Below are 23,705 nucleotides of genomic sequence, written 5' to 3'. Positions count from 1 at the left end.
CGGGCCGGAAACGGGATCGGCCCCTCGAAAGGGGCCGATCGGGTGACATTCCCTACTGCTGTGGGGGCGGTGCCTGCGGAGGCGGTGCCTGCGGGGGTGGTGCCTGCCCCCCGCCGTGCTGCTCCGGGTGGCCGGGCGGGCCCGGGTACGGATAGCCGTAGCCGGGCTGGGGGTACGGCTGGCCGGGAGCGGCCTGCGGCGGGTATGCCGGGCCGGGCGGTGCGGGGGGCTGGGGGTGGCCCTGGCCCTGCTGCGGGTGGGGCTGACCGGGGTGGCCGGGGTGGCCGGGGTGGCCGGGAGGAGCGTACGGCTGGCCGGGCTGCGGCTGCTGGGGGTACGGGCCCGGCTGTCCGGGGTACGGCTGTCCCGGCATGTGCTGACCCGGGGCGTACTGCCCCGGGACGTACTGCCCCGGCAGCGGCGGGGCGGCGACCGGCGGCGGGTTGCCGTCGGAGGTCCACAGGCCGTGCGACTGCTGGTGCCGGACGAAGTCCTCGGCGACCAGCGACGCGAGGTTGAAGTACGCCTCCCGCACCTTCGGCCGCATCATGTCGAGATCGACCTCCGCACCGGCGGCCAGATGCTCGTCGAACGGTACGACGATCACACCCCGGCAACGGGTCTGGAAGTGCGACACGATGTCGTCGACCTTGATCATCTTTCCGGTCTCGCGCACACCCGAGATGACCGTGAGCGACCGCGAGACGAGATCCGCGTACCCGTGGGCCGACAGCCAGTCCAGCGTCGTGCTGGCGCTGCTCGCGCCGTCCACGGACGGCGTCGAGATGATGATGAGCTGATCGGCCAGGTCCAGTACCCCGCGCATGGCGCTGTAGAGCAGACCCGTACCGGAGTCGGTGAGGATGACCGGGTACTGCTTGCCCAGCACGTCGATGGCCCGCCGGTAGTCCTCGTCGTTGAAGGTCGTCGAGACGGCAGGGTCGACGTCGTTGGCGATGATCTCCAGACCGGAGGGGGCCTGGGAGGTGAACCGCCGGATGTCCATGTACGAGTTGAGGTGGGGGATCGCCTGCACCAGGTCACGGATGGTGGCCCCGGTCTCCCGCCGCACCCGGCGGCCGAGCGTGCCGGCGTCCGGGTTGGCGTCGATCGCGAGGATCTTGTCCTGCCGCTCACTGGCGAGGGTGGCGCCGAGCGCGGTGGTCGTGGTCGTCTTGCCGACACCGCCCTTGAGGCTGATCACGGCGATCCGGTAGCAGGACAGCACCGGTGTACGGATCAGCTCCAGCTTCCGCTGCCGCTCGGCCTCCTCCTTCTTCCCGCCCAGTTTGAAACGCGACCCGCCCGCGGCCGGCCGACTGCTCTTCGCCTTCTGCTTCTTGCTGTTGAGCAGCCGGTCCGAGGACAGTTCCACGGCCGCGGTGTAACCGAGCGGCGCGGCACCGGGGTTGGTCTGCTGCCGCTGGTCGTGCTGGATCGGCTGCGGCCAGGCGGCCCCGATGCGGGGGTCGACGGGCGGCTGCGGCGGCTGACCGGCGTGCGGGGGCTGGGACTGGGGCTGGGGCTGCTGGAGGGGGAACCCCTGCTGGGCGGCCTGCGGTTGCTGAGGCTGCGGCGGCAGGGGCTGCTGGGGCTGCGCCTGCGGCGGTACGGGCTGCTGCGCAGGCGGTTGCTGCGGGAAGCCGTAACCGCCCGGCTGGGCCGGGGGAGTCGGGGCGGTCGGCCCGGGACCGGCGGGCGGGAACCCGTAACCGGCGGGGGCGCCGGGACCGGGAACGCCCGGCTGGGGGAAACCGTATCCGGCCTGCGGAGCGGGCGGGACCGGCGCCTGGTGCTGCGGTGGCGTCGGCCCGTCCGGCGCGTTCCAGGCGGCGGGCGCGGGCTGCGGAGCCTGCGGCTGGAACGGCGGCTGCTGCGCGGGTACTTGCGCGTCCATCGGCTGCACCGGTGCCGCCGCGGGGGCCTGCGGCGGCTGCGCGGGCCACTGGCTCGCGGGCGCCGGGGCGGCGGGGTACGGAGGGGGCGGCGCCACCGGCGGCGCCGGGGGAGTCCAGGTGGCCGGAGCCGGAGGGCCGGAGGAGGCCGGAACGGCATCCTGAGGTGCGCTGTCTGTGCCGTCTGTGCTGTCTGCGCCGTCTGGGGGTTCCGGGCCGTCGTCCGCACCGTCAGAACCGGCCACGCCGCCCTCCGGCGCGTCACCCACCACCGGCTTGACGTCCCCGGGTGCGGGCGCATCCGCCTCGGCCACGGCGGCAACGTCTTCGGGGCCTTCGGAGCCCTCGGCGTCGTCCGCGTCGTCCTGACCGTCCTCCGCGGACGTTCCGGAGACGCCGGCGATGTCCTCGTCCTCAAGACCGTCAGCGACCTCGGGGACCTCGACGTCATCGTTCCCGTCTTGAGCCTCGGCCGACTCCGGCCGCGCATCCGGCTTCGGGGCCGCCTCCGCCTCCGCCTCGGGTGCGGTCTCGGACTCGGGCTCCGGGATCTCCCGCTTCAGGGCGGCGGGGGAGAACCGGATGGTGGCACCGCTCTCGAGGTCGCCGTTACCGGAGTCGGGCTCCGGCTCGGGCACGGACGGGGGAGCGGGCACGGGTGCCTCGCCCCGCTCGTTCCCTTCCGAAGGCTGCTGCGGCTCGAAACCGCTCCCCGCCGGAAGCCTGGGCACGCCGACCGGCCCCTCGGACGGCGGAGCCGGCGGTGTGAACGGAACCCCCGGCGCGGGAGCGGGCGGCGGAGACGAGGGAGACGAAGAAGGCGAAGGGGGTGAAGGGGACGAAGAATCGGCCCCCGGCCCGAAACTCCCAGACCCCGACCCCTCCGAAGCATTCTGCGTGTACCAGGCCGGCGGCGCGTAGTCGATGGTGAACTCGCCCGTCGCCTCGACGGAGGACTCCGCGTCGGGCTGGTCATCGCCGGGTGTGGCCCAGCCCCCGCGCGTCCCGTCCCGATCGCTGCTCACAGTTCCTCCTGGTGTGGTCGAACACCCTCACGCCGTGCTGAGGCGACCATTTCTCGTCATCCAGACTTGTTCGAGGGCGTTTTGGGGCGCTGCGATTTCGTCCGATCACGGTCGTCCGACCCACCGGCCCCCCTGGAAGCCGACGTCCGGCCCACGGGTTCTGGCGTCGCGTCCGGTCCCAGCCTAATCGCCACCACTGGCACACCGGCAGGCCCGTCCTGCGAACACGTTGCACAGAGGTGGTGTCTTCAGCATGATCTAGCGCGGAACCCCGGGGCGTTCACGCCCGGGGGGAAGCGCTTCCTGACACTGCTCTGACCCGCACGAGTGCACGGGTCTGCACTATTGACCTCAGCCGGGACGTTTCTGGTTCTCGATGTACTCCTTGATGACAGTGAGCGGGGCGCCCCCGCACGAGGCGGCGAAGTAGGACGGCGACCAGAAGTGCTCACCCCACAGGTACGTGCGGATGTGGCCGGGGAACTCCTGCCGCAGGCGCCGGGCGGAGACGCCCTTGAGGGAGCCTACGAGCCGGGAGACGGCGACCTTGGGCGGGTAGTGCACGAGCAGGTGGACGTGATCGCGTTCGCCGTTGAACTCCCGCAGGTCCGCGCCGAAGTCGGTACACACGTCGCGCATGACCTCTTCGCAGCGCCGAAGGATCTCGTCGGTGAACGGTCCGCGCCGGTGCTTAGGGGTGAAGACCAAGTGCGCGTGCAGGGTGTGGACGACGCTACGACCCCTGCGGATATCGGGGTTTGGTTCCCAGCGTGGTGACATAGGGCAATGCTACGATCACGCCCATGAAGATCGTGACACAGGTCAAGCTCATGCCGGACGCCGCGCAGGCATCCGCGCTTGAGCGCACCCTGGGCACGGTCAACGACGCCGCGAACTGGGTGTCGGAGGTGGCGTTCGAGCACGGCGTGCCGCGCGAATACGAGCTGCGCAAGCACACCTACGCCGAACTCAAAGCCCGCGGGCTGGGAGCGCAGGCCACGCAACACGTCATCAAGAAGGTGCGCGACTCGTACACCACGCTCAAGGCCAACATCCGTGCCGGGAACCTCGGCAAGGACGGTTCCAGGCGTCGCCGCAAGGCCGAGTCCAAGCCGATCACCTTTCGCCCCGAGGCCGCCCAGCCGTATGACGACCGGTGCCTGAGCTGGCAGTACGACCAGCGGACCGTGTCCATCTGGACCGTGGACGGCCGGGTCAAGAACATCCGCTTCGCCTGCTCCGCCGACGCGCTCAAGCTGCTCCAGGCGCACCGGCAGGGCGAATCCGACCTGATCGAGCGCGACGGCGTATTCTACCTCGTCGCCACCTGTGACGTGCCCGAGGCCGAGCAATACGAGCCGGACGGCTTCATCGGCGTGGACCTCGGCATCGAGAACATCGCCACCGTCTCCACCGGCTACCTCGCCGCCGGGCGGGGGCTCAACCGGTACCGCAAGCGACAGCTTGCCCTGCGGGCCAAGCTCCAGAAGAAGCGCACCAAGAGCGCCAAGCGGCGGCTCAAGGCCCGTTCCCGCAAAGAGGCGCGGCACGCCGCCGACCAGAACCACATCATCTCCAAGAGGATCGTGACCGAGGCTGAACGCACCGGGCGCGGCCTGTCCCTCGAAGAACTCAAGGGCATCCGCAACCGGGTACGGCTCCGCAAGCCCCAACGGGTCGCACTCCACTCCTGGGCCTTCGCCCAGCTCGGAGACTTCATCGTCTACAAGGCCGAGCGGGCGGGCGTGCCCCTGGTCTTCGTCGATCCCGCGTACACGTCGCAGACGTGCGCCGAGTGCGGCCACGTCGACAAGCGCAACCGGGTCGACCAGGGGCTTTTCATCTGCCGGGGGTGCGGGGTCGTTGCCCACGCCGACCGGAACGCTTCCCACAACATCGCCACCCGTGGCGAGAGCGTGTGGAACGCGGGGCGTGAGTCACGCGTCCCTGCCACCCCATAACGGGGTGTCTGGACGGAGGAGTCCACCCCAGCAGCCGGCTGGGCGCTACCTCCAAGCCCGGTCCTTCAGGGCCGGGTCAAGTTGACTCCATCCGTCGCGGTGTACCCAGCAACCCGACCTCGGCGTCCGTCGGTTGAGTCATCACGTACTGCCGATCGCGGTCGGCGCACCAGAGGGTGACGCCGTCCGCGAGGGTCGGCAACGCCTCCACCTCGCCCCGGGGCAAGCCCATCGAGCGGCCCAACTCCCCGGCCTCGTCCGGCGACACCCGCTGCACGCCCACGAGACGCGCCTGCCGGATCAGCCGGGGCGCGACGGGGCTGAGATAGGGCAGAAGCGTCAGCACCGACCTCCAGGGTCCGGAGACCACGCGCCCCCGCGGTGGCCGCATGCCGCAGTCGCGCACCACCAGTACCGGCGTACCGGCTGAGGCGCCCAGCGGGGGGACCCGCCCCACGTCGTAGACCGCGAGCCCGTTCTGACCGCCGCCCATGGCGTGGACCATCTGGGTCCACGCCTGCGCCCGCCCGGTCTCCACGGCCACCCGCGCGCCGGTCGCCGCGGCCCGCAGGGCGAACACCTGGGCCGTCCACAGGCCGCCGATGAGCACGACATCGTACGGCGTGGGCCGGTTCAGTCCCAGCACCGCCGACTGTCCCTCGGCGTCCACCCCGATGACGACGCCGTCGTCCCCGATGGGCAGCGACAGCGCGTCCACGTCCTCCGCGGACAGGGTGTGGTGGCCGTGGCGTGGACCGAGCAGGCCGAAACCGGCGTGCAGCAGGCCGCGTGCCCGCCGGGCGGCCGACGGCCGTGCACCGCTCGGTACGTTCCCGGCTCCCGGCGCAGCGGGTCCGTCCGGCCCCTCCGGCCCGTCAGCGGTCCGTGTCGTCATGGCGGTCATCGGACACCTCCGAGGGGCAGAGTGGCGAGCACGCCCGGCAGCTGCTCCCGGTCGAGCCGCGTCAGCGCCGCGCCGGCCTCCCGCGCGGCGCTCTCCACCGCACGTCGTGCTTCGGTCAGTTCCTCGGCGCTGCGCCCGGTGATCCGCAGATGGCCCCGCAGTGACATCTCCCGCCGGTCCGCGCGCGCGAGGGTGAGGCTGACCGTGGTGGCGAGCGCGGGAACCGCCGTGACCCGCGCGACGAACTGGGGCAGCGAGCTCCCGCGGTCGCCGCCCAGGTGCGGCCACTTGCGGATCCAGTACGTGGTGTGCCTGCGGTTGTCGCAGCGCCAGCTCCGGCTGGACTCCTCGGTGCGCCTCTCGTGCCGGTCCGCCCGCCCCGCCTCGGCCGTCACCAGCGGGTTGGCGCAGGCCGACGTGGCGATGGCCGACGTCAGCTCCTCCTCGTCGAGCACCGTGGCGCGGAACCCGGCGCCGGTCAGCCGGCTGACGAGGTGGTCGGCGACCCGTACGACGCACTTCTGCGCGCCGACCAGGCCCCCGCCCCGGGCCGCCACGGCCTCCGGACACAGCTCCGGGGCGACCTTCAACGCGATCCAGGTGATCCGTACCGCGGGAGCGCCGGTCTGCTCCTGCAACGGCGCGTAATTGCTGACGGCCACGGACTGACGCGGCAGGTGCAGCGCGGGCGCGGGCTGCGTGTGCAGCACGATCTGCGCCGACTCCAGGAGGATCCCGTCCACCTCGAGCGCGTCCCGCACCAGGGCCAGCGGCAGCGGCCGCCGGCTCCGCTCGGCGCGCAGGGCGGTGGCGTCCCCCTCCACCTGCACCACCGCGGTGACGAAGGTCCCGTCCCCGATGATGCCGACGGGCCGCCGCTCTCGGCCGCCGTACGCGTACGTGCGCAGGCTCGGATCGCACTCCAGGGCCGGGGCGAGTCCCGGCTCGGTGCCGGGCGCTATCACCAGCTCCGGGGCGCGCTTCCGCCGGGCGCGCAGGGCCCGCGCCGTGGCGACCCACTCGGGCAGGGAACGGCCCCGGCGACGGACGAAGGCCGGCAGGACCAACGCGACGGCGACCACGGCGGCGGGCACCAGCGCCAGGGTGCCGATGGCCCACCCGGTGAGGAGGACGGCTGCCGCGAGCTCCAGCAGGACGATCCGTTGCAGCCGGAACGAACCCGGCCGTCCCGCACGCAGCCTGAGATGGGGACCGCCTCGCGCGGACGGCTGCCGCGTCGCCCGCGACCCCGGTCCGGCGGAGCCGCGTGCCCCCGTCCGGTCACGGCTCGAGGCCCGCGTTCCGGCAACCATCACTCCATCCCCCCAATTCGCCCGCAACTCGCTGGAACTCCGGTACCGCACCAGGCTCCGAAGGGCCCAGGCACCCTACCCGGTCCCCAACTCCCCCCTCACACCAGGCATAGTAGGGGCCGCGTCCGACATCGGCGGGCAGGGGACGGCGATCCCCGGTACTGCCCGGACAGACACGATCGGGACACGGACGCACACGGGCGGGACACGGGGAGAGACACTCACCAATGGCATCTCGGCGGGATCAACTCAACGCCTACACCTTCGCGAAGCGCCGCTTGCTCGCGGCCTTCGTCCAGTCGTTCCCGCACGGTTCCGACGAAGGTGCGCCGCGCCCCCTGCGGGGCGTGGTGCCCGGACTCGTCATCGGCGTGATCGTCATGGCCGTGTTCGGCGCCTGGGGCATGTTCAAGCCCACCGCGCCCAAGGGCTGGGACACCCCCAACGAGAAAGTGATCATCGCCAGCAAGTCGACCACCCGGTACGTCGTCCTGAAGACCGGCGACGAGGCCCAACTGCACCCCGTGCTCAACATGGCGTCCGCCAAGCTCCTCCTCGCCCCCGGAAAGGGCGATGTCGTCACCGTGAGCGAATCGCTCCTGGACAGCGGCAAGTTCCCGCACGGCCTCACCATCGGCATCCCCTACGCCCCCGACCGTCTGCCCTCCGACAAGGAGGCGGGCGCCGCCAAGCGGTGGGCGGTCTGTGAGCGTCCGAGCGCGGGCGGCCGGTCCATCCAGAAGGCCGCACTGGTCCTCGCCGACCGCGAGAAGGAACTGACCGAGGGCAAGCAGAAGCTGACCGGCGGCGAACTGCTCTACGTGGCAGGCCCCGACGGCAAGCGCTTCGTCGTGGACCCGGGCGGCACGGCGTACCGGATCGACGAGGTGGACACCGGCGCCGACCTGGAACTGCTGCTGCGCACGGTCGTCGGCTCCGGACGCGAACCCCAGCGGGTGTCCCGCGAATGGCTGGCGACCCTCCACCAGGGCGACCCGATCACCTTCCCGGACGTCGGGAGCACGCCCGGCACACCCGCGAACGCCCCCGGCAAGCTCGGCGAGTCGGCCGACAAGGTCGGCACGGTGCTCAAGGCGTTCGACAACAACAAGGAGCAGTACTACGTCGTACTGCCCGGCCGGGTCGCGCCGGTGTCCGCCTTCGTCGCCCAACTCCTGCTGTTCAGCAAGGACCTGGCACAGGTCGGGCAGGCCGGCCAGGCACTGGACATGAGCCCCGGGGCGATCGTCCCGGGCGAGCCCTTCGGCACCGAACACGACTGGCCGACCGGCACCCCCGAAGCGGTCAACTCGGCGGCGGACACCAAGGGCAGCCGCAACACGGTCTGCAACGTCCTGCGCGGCGTCGGCGACAAGGGCGCCACCACCCTCAGCACCTGGGCGGGCACCGACTTCCCGGCCGACCTCCCCGCCGGTTCCTCCAGTGCCTACGTCACGCCCGGCTCCGGTCAGCTCTACCGCCAGTTCAAGGGCGCGGAGACGAAGGCGGGCCCCGTCTTCCTGGTCACCGACACCGGCCTCCGCTACGTCCTGCAGTCCAACGCGGACAGCGCCACCGACGACGCCGGGATCGGCATGTCGGCCGAGGAGAAGAAGCAGTTGGAGCAGGAGGCCCAGCAGGCCCAGACACGCCTGGGCTACGCCGACGTGGACCCCGCGCCGATCCCCGCCGCCTGGTCCGCGTTCCTCCCCACGGGCCCCCGCCTGTCCACGGCCGCGGCACGCCAGCCGCAGGGCTCGTAGCGGAGGCCGCCACCCATCATGCGACGCAAGCGCCTTCGCTCCCTCCTCCTCCTCACGCCAGCCGCCGCGACCCTGCTGACGGCGGCCTCCCTGGCCATCGCGCCCCCGGCCGCCGCGGAGGACTCCTTCTCCGACCAGTGCGCATACCCCAACGCCACCTATCCGGGCCGCCCTTGGTCCCTCCAGCGCGTCCGGCTCGACGAGCTGTGGAGCGAGTCCAGGGGCAAGGGCGTACGGGTCGCCGTCATCGACACCGGCGTCGACGTGAGGAACCCCCAGCTGAAGAACGCGGTGGACGTGAAGAGCGGCCGCAACTTCCTGCCCGAGGACCTCAAGGACGAGAACGGCGACCCCGTCGACCGGGGCAACGAGAACGGCACCACCGACACCGTCGGCCACGGCACCAAGGTTGCCGGCATCATCGCCGCCCGGCCCGCCGACGGGACAGGCTTCGTGGGCCTGGCCCCCGAGGCGACCATCATCCCGATCCAGCAGAACGACGCGGAGGGCAACGGAGACACCGACAGCCTCGCCCGCTCGATCGACTACGCCGTCCAGGCCGGTGCGCACGTCATCAACATCTCCCAGGACACCGCGGGCGCCGTCGAACCGGACCCGAAGCTGGAAGCGGTGGTCGAGGAGGCCCTGGCCAAGGGGGTCGTCGTCGTCGCGTCGGCGGGCAACGACGGAGTCGGCGGCAACACCAAGAAGACCTACCCCGCCTCCTACGAGGGCGTCCTCGCCGTCGCCGCCTCCGACCGCAACAACGAACGCGCGTCCTTCTCCCAGTCGGGCGACTTCGTCGGCGTGGCGGCACCGGGCGTCGACATCATCTCCACCGTTCCCCGCGGAGGCCACTGCGCCGACAACGGCACCAGCTTCTCCGCGCCGTACGTCGCGGGCATCGCGGCGCTCATCAAGGCCGAGCACCCCACCTGGACCCCGCGCCAGATCGTCGCCCAGATCGAACAGACCGCGGAACGCACCATCGCCGGCCACGACCGCCTGGTCGGCTGGGGAGTGGTGGACCCGGTCCGCGCGCTGACGGAGGACGACCGGCCGGTCGAGTCCCCCCGGCCCGACGAAGGCCTGACCTCGGCCGAGGCACCCACCGCGGCGAAGCTCCCGCTCGGCGAGACCGCCGACGAACGCAACGCCCGCCTCGCGACCTACGTCACCGTCGGTGCGGCGGTCCTGGTGGCAGGGCTGGGCGGAACGGCGGTGGCGATCCGGGACGCCCGCAGACGGCCCCGGACGGCGGGCGTTCGCAGGGACCACACTGCAATGTGAGAAAGACCGCTCGACCACGGTCGGGGTGTCCGTGACCGAAGTGAGAGCCATATTGTCCGGTGAACGACGGGCGAGGGCCTGCAGAGTGTCAGTACCACGACTGGATATGGCAGTTGGGGCTGTCGGTGCGGGTCACTAGAGTGGTTCCGTTGTGATTCCGTTGTGGTTGCGGTCGTGATCACCGCAAGAGCGCGAACCGTCGGGTGACGTGCGCGGATCCGGCCACAGCACGGGGAGAACGGGGAGGAAGCGAAGTGCTTTTCGCAGACGGGGGCGGAGGCGCAGCGGATCTGCGCCGCGGTGTGATGGCGTTGTCGACGTTCAAGAAGCGGGTGGACGACCTGCTTTCCACCTTCGAGGAATCGCCGGGCGGTTCGTCGAAGGTCCGGGCCCACAGCCTGCCGGAGACGGCCTTCGGCAGCGGCGCCTTCCCGGAGGGCAAGATGCTCCACCTGGAGTACGAGCGCGTCCATGAGCGCATCACCGCCCTCTCCAAGTCGCTGGGACTCCAACTGGAGGCCATGCAGATCGCCGTACATGGCGTGGACGTCACCTTCGACAACCTCGAAGAGGAACAGCGCCGGCGGTTCCACGAGATCCGGCTCGAGGTCAACCAGACGCGGGAAGAGATGCTCGACCAGCACGACAAGCGGGAGAACCGCGCTGGCCAGACCGACGCGGGGTACTGATGAGCGGCGAAGAGAACAAGCCGGACCTGCACCAGGAGGAGCGGCGGGAGGCGCTGGCACAGAACAACATGCTCGACGCTGTCACGAGCATGACCGGCCTCGCCGTCAGCCCGTTGGGTTCGGTCCGGGGCATCCACTTCGGTTCCACGAGCTTCGAGGACTACAAGCTCAACCAGATGATCGACATCGTCGAGTCCGCCAACCCGGAACTCCTGGAGTCCGCCGGCACCGCCCTCGTCGACGCCCGGGACGCCATCCAGAAGGCCGCCGACGAACTCGAGGACAACCTCCTCGGCGACATCGACTGGAAGGGCGAGTCCCAGACCGCCTTCACCAAGTGGGCCACCAGCCTCGTCAGGACCGCCAAGGGCATCGCCGACTACGCCGATGTCGTCGGCACCCAGGTCCTGGCCGCCGGCTCCGGCCTCGCCTCCGTCCGCAAGTCCATGCCCCCGCGCGACAACCGCACCGACCCCAAGCGGGTCGAGGAGCTCCCCGAGGCCAAGCAGGTCGAGAGCAACGACGAGTACACGGCAGCGGTGAAGGCGGAGGACCACCGCCAGGAAGCCATCAACCAGATGTACCGACTGGCGTCGTTCTACACGGTGTCAGCGGGAACGATGGCGAAGGAGGAGGAGCCGGTATTCCCGAAGATGCCGGATGCGGGGGTCCCGGAGCCGTGGGGCGGTGAGAAAGTGGAGCCTCCCCGAGTGCGGGTGACGCCAGGGCTGCCGGGGGCCGAAGATTCGGCAGTCGTAGACCGACAGCCGGTTAATTCACCTGCCGGGCGGTCGCAGCCAGTTGGAGATCTAGCGCCCGTCACCAGGGAAACAGTCGATGCCGTTGCACGTCTAGACCAACGAGTCGGCACGGAGATCAACAGCGCTGGTACGTTGCCGCCCCAGGAGGCCATGAAGCCGACCACGGCCACACCACCAGCGACGGCTGGGCCCGTTGGTCAGCAGGGATCGATTCCTCCCATCGTCCCCAGCACGGCTACACCCGCTCTTCGCGGGACCGTCGGACGCACCAGGGGGCCCAGTGGCATGCCCGCGGCCAAGGTTCCCCCGTCGGCACAGGGACGAGCCGGGGGCACAACAGGCAACACTCCGGCAGGTCGTACCGGACCTGGTCCCTTGGGCCAGAATCCACGTGCTGCTGCGCCGGGGCCGGTGGGAAGCCGCGGGACCGGCCCTCTGGGACCAGTAGGACGTACCGCGCTGCCGGGGCAAGCAGGGAGCCCCGGAACTGGTCCTGTGGGACGTGGCATCGTCGGCGGGGTACCGAAGCCTGGAGGACCGATGCCCGGACACGTCGGAGGTGTCCCCCGTGGTCCTGTAGGTGCTATGGGAGCCTCGCCGTCCGACCGTAGTAGTCCCGGGCGTAGCGGTGGTGTTATCGGCGGGCGGCCAGTCACTGGCGCTGCGCCTGGCGGGAATGGCTCCAAGTTGCCGCGCGGCACGGTCATCGGTGGTGAAAGTGCACCTGGTTCGCGCACGACTGGGCAGAGGCCCGGTCAGCACGGGGTGATCGGAGTGCCTTCTACGACGTCGAACACAGGGCAGGCTTCCCGCCGTTCCATCAACAGCCCTGACGGTGTCGTCGGAATGCCCAACGGGAGAGCTCCCGGCCCAAGGAACGGAGTACGCACCACTGAGGCATCCTCCGGGACGCAACGTGGTGCCACAGGTAATCGCGGCTCCGACACGGGCCGTTCACGTCGCGATGAGCGGCGCAGTGATCCGTCGGCGACCGACTGACCGGACTGAAGAAGGACAGACAGAAGCATGGTGTCAAGGTTCAGCCGACGCGTCAGGCGGAGCGCGACCTCTCGGGAGCGGCACAAGAGGTGGAGCACTTGTGTCTGCTCAGCACTTGGGGCTGTACTCATCCTCTCGGCAGGTCTGACGTCCGGTGCAGCAGCTGCAGACGCCCAGTCGCAACAGTGGTACCTGTCGGCGATGAAAACCGATGAGATATGGAAAGTGAGCACCGGAAAGGGGGTCAAGGTTGCGGTCATCGATTCTGGTGTCAACCCTGAAACTCCTTCCCTGAAAGGGCAGGTACTCACGGACGAGGTGCCACGGACTGTCGCTTATGGGGCCACTGATGATTACGATGGCCATGGCACAACCATGGCGGAACTGATCGTCGGCACCGGCGCGGGTGGGGGCCTGAAGGGGCTTGCTCCCGGAGCCAGAATCGTGCCTTACCGGATCGTGTTCACCGATGTTCTGAAGGACAAGGCGGAGATAAGTAAGACTCCGAGCCCGGCCGAAGCGATCAGAGCAGCTGCTGACAGCGATGCCAAAATCATCAATATGTCATTTGGAAGCCCGGGTGACAACTCCGAAGTTGAGTCGGCCGTAAAGTATGCTCAGTCCAAGGGTAAATTGATGTTCGCCTCCGTGGGGAACGATGCGGAAAGAAAGAGCCTCATCGGATATCCTGCCGCCTATCCCTATGTAGTCGGTGTTGCTGCCTCGGACGAGTCCGGAAAGGTAGCGAAGTTTTCGGAGTACGGAAACTACGTCGACTTGGCAGCTCCTGGGATCAACATGCCCGGCTGGTGCGACGCAACCTTCCGCTCGTACTGCGATCAGGGAGGAACGAGCGCCGCCACCGCTCTCACCTCTGCCTCCGCCGCCCTTATCTGGTCCGCCCACCCCGACTGGACCGCCAACCAGGTCCTCGCCAGCCTTATCGACACCGCCGGCCGCGACTGGGCGAGGGACGACCCGAGTGTTTACCTCGGCTACGGCCTGATCCGTCCGCGCAAGGTCCTGATGGACGAGGACTTCAAGCCCGTCCCGCCCGGCACCGACCCGCTTGCCAAGGAGAACGCCACCGGAGTCCTGGACGAATCGGGCGACCCGGTGGCCTCCACCACCTCACCGTCTCCCCAGCCCCCGAAGGGTACGAAGGACACGTCGGACGACCAGAACTCAACAGCCGCCTTCGACACGGGGACTTCCGACAACACCACCCTCTGGGTGACCCTCGGAGCCGCAGCGGCGGTCCTGGCGATCGGGGGCGGCGCCTTCGCCGTGATCCGCTCACGACGACGCGCATAGGAAAGGCGCACACACCAGCCGGCCCCCGGCACAACCGACCACCCACCACCACGCGGTGCCACACCGCACCGCACCACCGCTCTCACGAAAGGGACTGCCGACATGGCTGAAGGCCGCAAGCTTTACGAGGCCCAGGTAGAGAAACTCCAGACGAACGTCGTCGACCGGTACGACTCGATCAGGCAGTCTCTCGTTCGACTCCAGGCAACGATCGACATGATCGAGAAGCACTGGACCGGCCAGGGCGCCATCGCCTTCGACAAGAAGCAGACGGAGATCAACAGCCACATGGCCTCGATCGGCCGGATGCTCGACGACTTCCTCGAGGGCATCCAGCTGAACAAGGCCGACAAGCGCAAGCTCGAGGACCAGATCGAGGCCGACGTCGCCAAGATCTCGGTGGACGACCTCGGTGGAAAGACCTCGGCACTCAGCAAGTACTGACGCGAGTCCGCGAAAACGATCTGCAGGATCCCCAAGAAACGAGGAAGACATGTCCGCACCCCATTACGGCGAACTCGCCGTCACCTACGGCACCATGGACGCGCTCGCCACCGAACTCGGTGACCAGGCCAAGAAGCTCGAGGAGGACCTCGAGGCCCTCAAGAAGGCGGTACTGGACGCGGCCGCGGGCTGGGGCGGCGAGGCCTACGAGGAATTCACCAAGAAGACCAAGCAGTGGGACCGCCACGCCTCCGGCATCCACCAGGCATTGGTCAGCATCGGCAAGACCGTCGGCACCGCCGGCGGTGACTACCGAGGCGGCGACCTGAGGGGCGCCAGCTACTTCATGTAGGGCGACCGCGCACAGCGCACGCAGAAAGCGAACAGGGTGGACACGCGCGGGAGGTGTCCACCCTGTCGTCTATCCACAATCCCGTTTTCTCAGCTTTTCGTAAGCGTGACGTCAGGGCAGGAATACAGGTCGGCCGCAGAGGCGACGAAGGCGTCGAACGTTTTCCCGTGGACCTTCGAGACCCGATCCTGCTTGTCCGAAAGGGCGCCGGTGTACTCGCGGTTCCAGTGAGCGGCGAAGTACACGTCGCCTTCGGCGCAGTGCAGAATTGCTTGGTCGACGGCGGCGATACCTTGGCTGTTGGGCAGCTCGCGGAAACCGTGAGTGTCCTGAAGGGCTGCGTCGACCATGTTCTGGTCCGAGGTTGCGGCGAAGGAGACGGTGGCCCCGGCACTGCCGGCCAGGGTCAGATCGCACGCCCACACGTCCTTCGCGTCCCTGCTGATCTGCTCCTGATCGGGTTCGGCGACACCGGTAATCACAGTGTCGTCGGGCAAGGAGAAGCCCGGCAGTCCGCATACCTTCCCGACGTCCGTTGTGCGCACGCCGTCAGGTGCGGCGAGTTCCGGTGACTCTTCCAGCGACGGGGTGGCGCATCCGGCGTCTGCGGCGACTTTCTGCGCGGCGCGAGCCAGGAGCCGGGCCAGCCCTTCCGGGTCGGCCTGGCCCTTCGTCATGGTGGCTTCGACGGCGGACACACCGTCGTCGTCGGGCGGGATGACACGGGTTCCCCGTATGTTGCCCACCTTGCCCCAGCACGACTTCGGCAGGACGACGTAACCCCCGGTAGGAGCCACGGCTCCACTCGTTTCCCCCTTGAAGTAGGAACGTGCGCCGGGGTTCTTCCACACATGAGTGGTGTACGGGAAGGGTCCGTCCTCGTTCGCGGTCGTCAAGGTGACTTGCTGGTCCGTGTCCCCGAGGAAGCGACTGGTGCGCTCGATCACGCACGTGAATTCCGGCTCGCCGGGGGAGCTTTGCACACGCCCTTCCGAGACCCGGCCCGAGGAATTCAGGGCACCCTGTGCGTCCGCAGACTCCACCCGCTGGTCGCAGAATGAGGCCGACCCCAGCACATTCGTGTTCTGCCACATGTGCGTCGAGACGAGAGCACTGACGGCAACCAACGTTCCCGCAGCGATGAGCAGTGACTTCTTCCTGTGTGGGCTGGGGGGCATGTGTGTATCGATTCCTTTTTTCGGGCTTGCGCTCAGCGGGACCGCAGAGCTTCGTACGCGGTCTGCCGTCCGGAAATGTAACTCTGCTGGGCCTCGCCGGCGGCGTCCTCGGCGACCTCTGGGGCCAGGCTTCGCTCCTCGCCCCACCTGTCGAAGTAGCGGTCGATGTTGTCTTGCGCTACGTCGTTGCTCCGGTTCAATTCCTCTTTGGCCAAGGAACCCTCTTCTGCCTGTACCCCCGCCAGCCAGTTATTGAGAGAGATGTCCACCAGGCGTTGGGACATGTCTCCTACTATCGGAATGTTGGTGATCATGCCGCCACCGAGGTGGTAGCCGTAGAACCGTGTATCGGTTGCATCGGAAATCTTGTCGTCGTGTACGTCCATCTTCACGTCACCGCCGACGGCGTTAAGAGCACCAGTGACTTCGCCATACTTGCGGGCTTCGTTCAGGGCAGCGGTAGCGTTCGGGAAATCCTTGTCCATCAGTTGCTCGGACATGTAACCCTGTTGCGCGTGATAAATGCGCTCGAAGTTCTGGATGTCGTCTGCTTCCGATACGCCACGCATCATGCGTATCAAGCTGCTGCGGCTGTTCTGAATCTGGGAATCTTCGCCATTCTCGTAGATTTCCGCCCTGCCGGCGCGGCCACCCGGAGCGTCGCCGTTGATGGTCTCCACAACATCCGGTGAGTAGTCGGCAAGTGCCTGAGAGAGAGGCCCGCGCAAGGCGGCGTAGTCATCACCGGCCAGCAGTTCGTCGGCCTTCCCTGTGCGCGGCTCCTTCTTGTCCTCACCGAACGTGCCGTCAGCATGTCCGTAGTCCAGGAGGTTGACCGTGGCGTGCATGACACGGGCTTGCGCGGCCGTGTGGTGACTGAATTCGGTTCCATCGGCTCCCGCCACGTTGCCCGTGGCTCCTGTGGCCAGTGCGAGTCCCAGTCCTGCTCGTACATCCTGGTCGAAAGTGTCCTCACCCGTCACCTCGACCTTGCCCTGCCAACGAGTGGTGTCGACATGGTTCCAATCCCGCTCCGCGAGCAGGTACGTGAGGTTGTCGTTCTTTCCGTCGGGGCCTGGGTCGAGATAGCTGATGGTCGTGCTCGGGTCCTTGGCCATGATGCCCAGCACGCCGTCGAGCGGATCATTGGCGAACCAGCCGTCGTCCTTTCCGCTGAAGTGGCCACTGAGGTCCCATATGTCCGGGTCCCCACCCTGTGTTTTGTCTTCGACGGCTCGAATGTCGGTGGCCAGGTCCTTGAGGAACTGCCCGGAGTATCCGTCGCCCGCTTGCATCAGAGTGACCAGGCTCTGGTAGCCACGCACTTGCTGACCGTGGCCGACGCCGACTGAAATTTTCTGGTTGGCGACGTCGAGATCGAACTTCTGGACACCGGCCTTCTGCATGTCGGTGCGGAACTTCCTGTAGAAAGCGGAGTCGGGGTTCTTCGTCGCTGTCGCCAGGGAGTTGGCCAAGCCCTCCTGAAGACCCGCAAACGTTCCCCTGTCCTTGCCGCCGTGGCTGAGCGTGCTGAGCCGGTTGGTGAGCTCCATGGTCCCCGAAGCACCCAGACCGCTGAGGAGGGTTTGTGTGAACTCTTTACTCTTGGCGTTGTCTCGGAAAGCGCGGTCCAATTCGGCGAGTTGCGCGGCGGAGACCTTCTCGCCTCCCGCGATCCTTGTGGCGATCTCCTCGGCGTTCTCGGCCTCGTACTTCTCGATGTCACCCTTCGCCTGGCCGTTGAAGCCGTTGAAGGTGCCGTCCTGGAGGTCGGTATCGACGACGACGGCGTTGAAGGCGATCTCGACGCCCTTGTCGGCGTCGGTGACGGCCTTGACGAGCTGGTCGATGCGCTCCTGCCAGGAGCGGACGCTCTTGCGGACGCTCTCCTGGAAATCGGGGTCGTGGCGGTAGGCGGTGCGTGTGCTCTCGCTGACCCGTTGGGTGTCGTAGGAGACGACGCCCTGGTCGGACACTTTCATGTCGGCCTCGATGGCCTCTTGGCGGGCGGTCCTGAGCTTGCCGCGGAGGTCGACGAACTGGGTGTGGGCGTCGCGCAGGAGGGAGGCGATGGCCTTCGCCTCGGTCTGGGCGTCCTGGTACTCCGTCAGCGTGGTGTCGAAGCGGCGGTTGGCGGCGTCCGCGCTCAACCCCAGCCAGGTCTGGCCCATGGATATGCCGTGCACGTCCCGCTTGTAGGCCTTCTCCTGCTTGCTGAACTCCTTGGCCATGTCGTCCCAGCCGTCGGCTGCGCTGGTGAGCGTGGCCAGGTCGGTCGTCATGATCTCGTGGTACGTCGGCATGGGTCCCCGTGGTGCGCGTCGGCGTGAACGGTCGGTGGCGGGAGGGGGCGGCTCAGTAGGCGTCCAGGTTGGAAGACTGACGCACGCCCTGTCCGACGCTGAAGTCGGTTTTCTGGAAGAGGATGTTGGTGCTGCGCAGGGCTTCCTTTTCAGAACTCAGACGGGACATCAGGTTCTGCACCTGCTCGCCCCAGGTCTTGTGCGCCTTCTTCAGTGCTGTGGAGGTGACCCACCCGTGGCCGTCCTTCGCGGCGAAGGCCTTGACCGCGGCGTTGGTCTCCTCGTCCGCCCGGTCGCCGGCCTTGCGGGTGTCGGGCTCGAGATTCTCCTCGATGTCCTTGGCCGCGGCCTTCTTCTGAGCAGGGCTGGACGCCAGGTCCTTCCGGCCACTGCCCACAAGCCCCGGCGAGCCCCCTGGATCCGCCGGGTACTGATTCAGCCGTATACCGACCGGTTGCCCGGTCCCACCGGCGTTCCCGTACTGCTCCGCCATGCCTTCATGTCCCCGTCCACTCGATTGGCGTGCGCCCGACAGGCTAACAACCAGGCCGACTTGTGGATCACAAGGGCGTTCGTCCGCCGTGACCGCTGCCTGCCATCACCGACCAGGACAGCGCCCGAGAGTCCCGTCCGTCACGCATGAAGCGCGTGACGGACCCACGAGAGACCACCCGCAGGGGCGTCAGCCCGCGTCGACCTCCTCACGGAACTGCTCCAGAGGCATGACTTGGTCGGCCTTCGGGAGGACGACACTGGTCTCCTTGCCGAAGTCGGTGTACGTCGTGCGGCTCTTGCGCCCGTCGCGCGTCGATTCCATCTTCAGCAGACGAGCAGGGTCCTCCTCGCTGATGTAGTAGACGTCCGAAGTGGGCCCCGATGCTGCGGTAACGGCCTGTGCCGGCACTCCCTCGATGTCGGTGTCCTTGTCGGGAGCGAACGTGCCGGGCGGTACGGCGAAGTAGGCCTCGCATCCCTGCCCGCTCTCCGTGGTCACATAGGTGTCGTCGAGCCGCTCGGGAACGGTGATCTCTATCCCCTTGGACTGCAGGTTCTTCGCCAGCAGGTCCGCACTCGTATAGGTCACGCCATCCTTGCAGTACATGTCGCCCCCGATTCCGGTGAGCTTGATGTGCAGGCCCTGGGAGGGATTCCACCGGATCTCCTGCAACCCTTCGTCGAAGGCGGTGGTTGTGCCGACGGCGCTGAACGGTGTTTTCCGCATGGTCTCGTTCACCTGCTCGATGCGAGCGTCGGCGGAGGCCTCCCCGCCCCCCGCACCGCTGGCCGCTGCGGGGGGCGGGGACGCGCTGTGTTCAGCCTCGTCCTTGTCGGAAGCGGGGCTACAGGCGAGCGCGGTCGTGGCGAGCAGTGCGGTAAGGACAAGCGCACGTTGCGCTGCACGAGCGCGAGTCGACTCCGTGCCCATACGTGACAGAGGGATATTGCTCATCAGTTGAGACACTTCCTTGAATCATTGAGCTCGTTCACTGTCGCCTCCCCTGTGTGAGGACAACTCGAGTGACAGACATCATCCGGTTGGATGCGAAGCGTGCCCTGAGGACGAGGTGACAGGGTCTCAGCCGTGCCAAGCCGTATTCGACGGGTGATCTAAAACAGGCGAATATGGGGTGGTCGGCTGGTGTGCCCCGCACTGCCGAGGCGTCAGGCTCAAAAGCTTCGCCCTGTCTTCTCCGGTACATCCCAGAGCGGAATCACCATCGGGACGGGGCCACTCAGCTCAGCAGGAGGCGAGTACCGCCCGCTCCGCCCTGCCTTCTTGCCCCCGTTTGCTCGATTGGCGTGCACTCGCCAGGCTAACAACCCTGCCGACTCGTGCTGCTCAAGGGGTGGGGAAGGTTGAATGTCCACCGTAAGACACAGGGTTGGCGCCCCGTTGAGCACAGAGGAGGGGTGGTCGGAAGCCAGAACTTGGCTTCCGACCACCCCTCCTCTTCAGGTCAATCGCGCGCTGTCATCCGTACGAACGCCGTCCACTGGTCGGCACCGACAGTGAGAACCGGACCGCCGGGCCGCTTGGAGTCGCGGACCAGTACGGCCGTACCGGTGTCCGCGACCTCGACGCAGTCGCCGCCACTGCCCGAGCTGTAACTGCTTTTGAACCAGCTCGGCTCACCAACGGCAGGCTCGGGACTGCTTGCCTTCATGTCTCTCCCAACAGCTTCTGGATGAAGGCCAGGGATTCCCTGGGAGTCAGCGCCTGTGCTCGGAGTACGCCGTACGTCGCTTCCAGCGGACTGACCTTCTTGGGCACGGTGTACAGGATGCTCGCCTCCTGTACCTCCATGTACCCAATCCTGCGCTGGTCCGGGAGGTGGATCAACGTGAATGCCCCACCAAGTCCCGCATGTTCCAGGCGCTCTGTCGGCATGACCTGCATCTCGACGTTGCGTTCGTGCCCGAAGATCAGCAGTTGCTCCAGTTGGTCACGCAGCACCCGGTGACCGCCAACAGGGCGGAGCAGGACCTGTTCCTCGATGACGAAGCTCAGGAGCGGGGCAGGCCGCCGGGCGAACAACTTCTGTCTCTCCAACCGTGCGGCCACACGCTGCTCGATGACCTCCTCGCTCAGCAGCGGGCGCCACATGGTGAAGACGGCTCGTGCGTACTCCTCCGTTTGGAGAAGCCCTTTGACCACATGATTGTCGTAAGCGTGCAACTCGGCAGCTTGCAACTCCAACTCCGCGTACCGCCGGAAGAACCCTGGATACCGGGCCTTCGCCACCTCCTCCTTCATGGCCATCAGCACGCCCCGCGCGTCCACCGCCCGGTCTACGGCGTCGATCAGCTCGGGCTTCGGGATGCGCCGACCCTGCTCCACTGCTGCGATCTGAGCCTCGCCGTAGCCGACCTGGCTCCCCAGCTGGGTCTGGGTGAAGCCGGAAGCCTCGCGCAGGAGCTTCATCTGGCGGCCGAAGCAACGCAGGAAGTCGGTGCTTGAGTCCGGTTCCGCTCCGTCCGCTCTGGAGTCCGCTCCCGTGTCCATCGCTCCGCACCTCCTCGTGACCGGCCAACTGCACCGTTTTTCGCAGCGTAGGGCGGGCGGGTGCCGATCGAGGGCGGAAGGGCGCGTATTGATCCCTGAGGGTGAACGTCCCACGCGAAAATCATGTTCACTCGCAGTGTTCGCATGTGCGCGCTGTGTGTGTGGTGCTGTCGCTGCAAGTCGGCCCCGCGACGATTGCAGCCGTTCACCAGGGCCCCGAAGCGCCGAACGACGCCAAACTCAAGGCCCTTCCGTAGTTGCGGAAGGCGGCGAAGGAGGTTGCCGCGGCGGTCGACGGGCTGCTGACCATGCGGCATCCCGCGGGTCCGTCCGAGCTGTCAACTCCCGGTTGCTACAGGCCGAGGGCGGCGAGGTGCCTGGTCAGGCTCCATGCCGGGGGAGCCAGAGGCACGGCGAACTCGCGGGATGGTGCACAGCCCGCCGGCCGTGGTCCAGGTGGGCGTCCGCTGGAGAGGGAACAGCCGGGCATAGAGCGGGGCTTGTACGGGTGGCCGCGTTCGACCAGGTCCCAGAAAAGACTCACGGGTGCCCCGGAGAGAACGTTCTGGCCAGGGCAGCGAAAGCCGTTGATAGGTTTACCCGTCGTGCGATCAAGTGAGTACGACCTCGACTTCCGTGACCGGGCCGGCCGAACTCGATCCTGGGGCATCGGCCTACTGGTCGTGGCCGGGCTGCTGTGGACCTGGTGCACGCTGCTGCTCCTCACCCCGTACGAGGTGGACCGCAAGCCCGACGACCGGTACTCCGTGAAATGCCAGTCGCGGCTGCTGACGGAGCACGGCACGGCCAACAGGGGTCTGAGGCACGGCGACCACTGCCAGAACGAGCGCGACTGGCCGGAGGCCGTGGCCGTGCTGGGACTGTCCGTGCCGGTGTCCGTGGCCGGAGCTGTCCTGTTCACCATCGGCAGCGTCAGTCGGCGGATGAGTGCCCACGCCGAGGCGATGCGCGAACTGGACCGGATCGCCGACGAGCGCAAGGCGTGGGCCGCCCGCGAGGGGTGAGGCCCGGGGCATCAAGACCGCACCCGCGCGCGGGGTAAGGCCCTCAAGGGCACAACGCTCGGTGGCGGCTCAGAGTCGGTGACTACCGGGCGGTCTGCACCGTCGAGGACGGGCAGCTCATCGTGTGGGTCCTGACTGTGGGCAATCGCCGCGAGGCCTACCGCCAGGTTCCGTGAGCCGCCCTGTGCGCGGCTCGCACGGCCGAGACCGGCGCTGCTGCGCATCGACATGTACGAGGTGACGGACGAAGTCAGGGTGCGTCCGCTGCCGTCCTGGTGCTGTGACCGTATGGCTTCACCGGGTTGGTGAAGTGTCGGCGGGGCTGGCTATGTTCTCGGCATGATCGACGCGGAGGTCGTCTCACTCTTGGCCGGATGTTCTCACTGTCCGTACCCCGGGATGTGGCAGGCATCCCCTTTTGCGGAACGCACGGTCGGAGGTGCGCGGTATGCCCTGGTCGCGGTCGACCCAGGGCTGAGCGCGTTCGCTCTGCGGCGTGATGACGGCTCGCTGTGGTGTCTGCCGGAAGGCGGTGCTCCCCAACTGGTGAACTCCAACATTGAGGCGTTCGTCGCCTTCAACCGCGCTTATGAGGAGGCCGCTGCTGAGGCCGCTGCATACGAGGGGCCCGGTGACGGTCTGGGCGACGACGAGGCCGTGGACCTGGCCGAGCAGGCCGCCGACGCGCTCACTGAAGCGCTGCTGGAACGATTCGAGATGCTTGACGCCGAGGCCGTTGCCGACGAGAACTCCTTCTGGCACATCGGGGCTGAGGAGCTGGGCTACGGCATGAGTGTGTGACCACGCAGAACGTCGGAGGGGCTGCTCAATCTGCAATGCCGAGGGGGCGTCCGCCCCAGCGGATGCCCTTCTCGCCGCGGATGCGGGCGCGTTCCTTGCATTGGGCGGCGAGTACGCCGGGCAGCCGCCCCGACACGTCCGACGCCCTCGTCCGGCGTCCCTACAGCGCACTGCCGTGGGGGTGTCGGGCCTGGTGAACGGGTTGTTGCTACGAGATCTTCGGGGCATGACGAGTTCTCCCCAGCGGCAGCGACCGGCAGCTTCAGCCCTCCCCTTTGCCGAGCAGAGGGCCTTCACCCTCCGCTTCTCCGCCACCCCACGCGGTGCCCGGCTCGCCCGGCGCCTCGCCTCCCAGCAGATGGACGCCTGGGGATGGGCCTACGGCAGCCCGGCCCACGACGCCGTCGAGCTGGTCGTCGCGGAACTGGCCACGAACGCCGTCACCCACGGCCGGGTCCCCGGCCGGGACGCCGAGCTGCGGCTGGCGGCCGAACCCTGCGGCACGCTGGTACGGGTTGAGGTGAGTGACGCGCGGGGGGAACGAAAGCCGGTGATGCTGCAGGGCGAACGGCCCGACATGGACGGCGGGCGTGGGCTGGCCCTGGTCGAGGCGCTGGCCGGGGAATGGGGCGTCACCGAACGGTCGGGAGGCCCGGGCAAAACCGTCTGGGCCGTCGTCGCCTG

The 23,705-nt window shown here is 68.1% G+C and carries 20 protein-coding genes and 2 pseudogenes; 12 read left to right on the top strand and 10 right to left on the bottom strand.

The window, feature by feature from the left end; translation table 11 throughout:
• Window positions 1–52: 52 nt before the first annotated feature.
• Both ACTWJ9_RS08335 and tnpA read right to left on the bottom strand, forming a co-directional pair.
• Entirely contained in the window at window positions 53–2,920 is a 2,868-nt protein-coding gene (locus ACTWJ9_RS08335) for an SCO5717 family growth-regulating ATPase (protein WP_443295517.1), read from the bottom strand.
• Between the two features lie 351 nt (window positions 2,921–3,271).
• Window positions 3,272–3,700 carry an IS200/IS605 family transposase gene (gene tnpA / locus ACTWJ9_RS08330; protein ID WP_387037444.1) on the bottom strand — a complete coding sequence of 143 codons (429 nt, stop codon included), beginning with the start codon at window positions 3,698–3,700 and terminating at the stop codon, window positions 3,272–3,274.
• Between the two features lie 23 nt (window positions 3,701–3,723).
• On the opposite strand from tnpA, the gene ACTWJ9_RS08325 reads away from it, so the two are divergent.
• Complete coding sequence (locus tag ACTWJ9_RS08325; RefSeq protein WP_279333508.1) at window positions 3,724–4,881, top strand: RNA-guided endonuclease InsQ/TnpB family protein; 1,158 nt, start codon at window positions 3,724–3,726, stop codon at window positions 4,879–4,881.
• 76 nt (window positions 4,882–4,957) lie between these two features.
• On the opposite strand, the gene ACTWJ9_RS08320 is transcribed toward ACTWJ9_RS08325, so the two are convergent.
• On the bottom strand, window positions 4,958–5,785 hold the full coding sequence (locus ACTWJ9_RS08320) for a hypothetical protein (protein WP_388705777.1): 828 nt from the start codon (window positions 5,783–5,785) through the stop codon (window positions 4,958–4,960).
• Window positions 5,782–7,098: a type VII secretion protein EccE gene (eccE, locus tag ACTWJ9_RS08315; protein WP_279333506.1), complete on the bottom strand. Its 1,317-nt coding sequence runs from the start codon at window positions 7,096–7,098 to the stop codon at window positions 5,782–5,784. Before eccE ends, ACTWJ9_RS08320 begins: the two co-directional genes overlap by 4 nt.
• A 227-nt stretch (window positions 7,099–7,325) precedes the next feature.
• Between eccE and eccB the strand changes: the two genes are divergently transcribed.
• The 7 genes from eccB (at window position 7,326) to ACTWJ9_RS08280 (ending at window position 14,710) form a co-directional block, all read left to right on the top strand.
• Window positions 7,326–8,861, top strand: a complete 1,536-nt coding sequence (gene eccB / locus ACTWJ9_RS08310) for a type VII secretion protein EccB (protein ID WP_279333505.1) — start codon at window positions 7,326–7,328, stop codon at window positions 8,859–8,861.
• 18 nt (window positions 8,862–8,879) lie between these two features.
• Complete coding sequence (gene mycP / locus ACTWJ9_RS08305; protein WP_388705772.1) at window positions 8,880–10,151, top strand: type VII secretion-associated serine protease mycosin; 1,272 nt, start codon at window positions 8,880–8,882, stop codon at window positions 10,149–10,151.
• Window positions 10,152–10,405: 254 nt separating this feature from the next.
• Entirely contained in the window at window positions 10,406–10,840 is a 435-nt protein-coding gene (locus ACTWJ9_RS08300) for a hypothetical protein (protein WP_279333501.1), read from the top strand.
• Window positions 10,840–12,600: a hypothetical protein gene (locus ACTWJ9_RS08295; protein ID WP_443295515.1), complete on the top strand. Its 1,761-nt coding sequence runs from the start codon at window positions 10,840–10,842 to the stop codon at window positions 12,598–12,600. The genes ACTWJ9_RS08300 and ACTWJ9_RS08295 overlap by 1 nt, the downstream gene beginning before the upstream one ends.
• A gap of 201 nt (window positions 12,601–12,801) precedes the next feature.
• On the top strand, window positions 12,802–13,914 hold the full coding sequence (locus ACTWJ9_RS08290) for a S8 family serine peptidase (RefSeq protein ID WP_388705766.1): 1,113 nt from the start codon (window positions 12,802–12,804) through the stop codon (window positions 13,912–13,914).
• A 102-nt stretch (window positions 13,915–14,016) separates the two neighbouring features.
• Entirely contained in the window at window positions 14,017–14,358 is a 342-nt protein-coding gene (locus ACTWJ9_RS08285; RefSeq protein WP_279333499.1) for a WXG100 family type VII secretion target, read from the top strand.
• A 49-nt stretch (window positions 14,359–14,407) separates the two neighbouring features.
• The gene (locus tag ACTWJ9_RS08280; protein WP_279333498.1) at window positions 14,408–14,710 is read left to right on the top strand and encodes a WXG100 family type VII secretion target; all 303 of its coding nucleotides are present in this window, start codon (window positions 14,408–14,410) and stop codon (window positions 14,708–14,710) included.
• Between the two features lie 89 nt (window positions 14,711–14,799).
• Here the strand turns inward: ACTWJ9_RS08280 and ACTWJ9_RS08275 are convergent, their stop codons facing one another.
• The 6 genes from ACTWJ9_RS08275 to ACTWJ9_RS08250 all read right to left on the bottom strand — a co-directional run bounded on the left by ACTWJ9_RS08275 (window position 14,800) and on the right by ACTWJ9_RS08250 (window position 21,195).
• Complete coding sequence (locus ACTWJ9_RS08275; RefSeq protein ID WP_279333497.1) at window positions 14,800–15,804, bottom strand: hypothetical protein; 1,005 nt, start codon at window positions 15,802–15,804, stop codon at window positions 14,800–14,802.
• A gap of 116 nt (window positions 15,805–15,920) precedes the next feature.
• On the bottom strand, window positions 15,921–18,170 hold the full coding sequence (locus ACTWJ9_RS08270) for a hypothetical protein (protein WP_443295514.1): 2,250 nt from the start codon (window positions 18,168–18,170) through the stop codon (window positions 15,921–15,923).
• 73 nt (window positions 18,171–18,243) lie between these two features.
• Window positions 18,244–18,684: a hypothetical protein gene (locus tag ACTWJ9_RS08265; protein ID WP_279333495.1), complete on the bottom strand. Its 441-nt coding sequence runs from the start codon at window positions 18,682–18,684 to the stop codon at window positions 18,244–18,246.
• 189 nt (window positions 18,685–18,873) lie between these two features.
• On the bottom strand, window positions 18,874–19,425 hold the full coding sequence (locus tag ACTWJ9_RS08260; protein ID WP_387037432.1) for a hypothetical protein: 552 nt from the start codon (window positions 19,423–19,425) through the stop codon (window positions 18,874–18,876).
• Window positions 19,426–20,149: 724 nt separating this feature from the next.
• Window positions 20,150–20,356, bottom strand: coding sequence for a DUF397 domain-containing protein (locus ACTWJ9_RS08255; RefSeq protein ID WP_443295513.1), 207 nt, complete (start codon window positions 20,354–20,356; stop codon window positions 20,150–20,152).
• Entirely contained in the window at window positions 20,353–21,195 is an 843-nt protein-coding gene (locus ACTWJ9_RS08250; protein WP_443295512.1) for a helix-turn-helix domain-containing protein, read from the bottom strand. Before ACTWJ9_RS08250 ends, ACTWJ9_RS08255 begins: the two co-directional genes overlap by 4 nt.
• Before the next feature lie 605 nt (window positions 21,196–21,800).
• Here ACTWJ9_RS08250 and ACTWJ9_RS08245 point away from each other — a divergent pair.
• From ACTWJ9_RS08245 to ACTWJ9_RS08230, 4 genes and pseudogenes are all read left to right on the top strand, one after another.
• Entirely contained in the window at window positions 21,801–22,220 is a 420-nt protein-coding gene (locus ACTWJ9_RS08245; RefSeq protein WP_279333491.1) for a hypothetical protein, read from the top strand.
• 68 nt (window positions 22,221–22,288) lie between these two features.
• A pseudogene (locus ACTWJ9_RS08240) lies at window positions 22,289–22,396 on the top strand (type II toxin-antitoxin system RelE family toxin); the annotation flags it as partial.
• Window positions 22,397–22,559: 163 nt separating this feature from the next.
• Window positions 22,560–23,021 (top strand): SUKH-4 family immunity protein, encoded by a 462-nt coding sequence (locus ACTWJ9_RS08235; RefSeq protein WP_279333490.1) that lies wholly within the window; start codon window positions 22,560–22,562, stop codon window positions 23,019–23,021.
• Between the two features lie 226 nt (window positions 23,022–23,247).
• Window positions 23,248–23,703: pseudogene (locus tag ACTWJ9_RS08230) on the top strand (ATP-binding protein); the annotation flags it as partial.
• Window positions 23,704–23,705: the final 2 nt, after the last annotated feature.

The organism is Streptomyces sp. GDS52 (genome assembly GCF_052246875.1).
GTDB lineage: Bacteria > Actinomycetota > Actinomycetes > Streptomycetales > Streptomycetaceae > Streptomyces > Streptomyces cathayae.
This window is presented reverse-complemented; position numbering and strand designations above follow the sequence as displayed.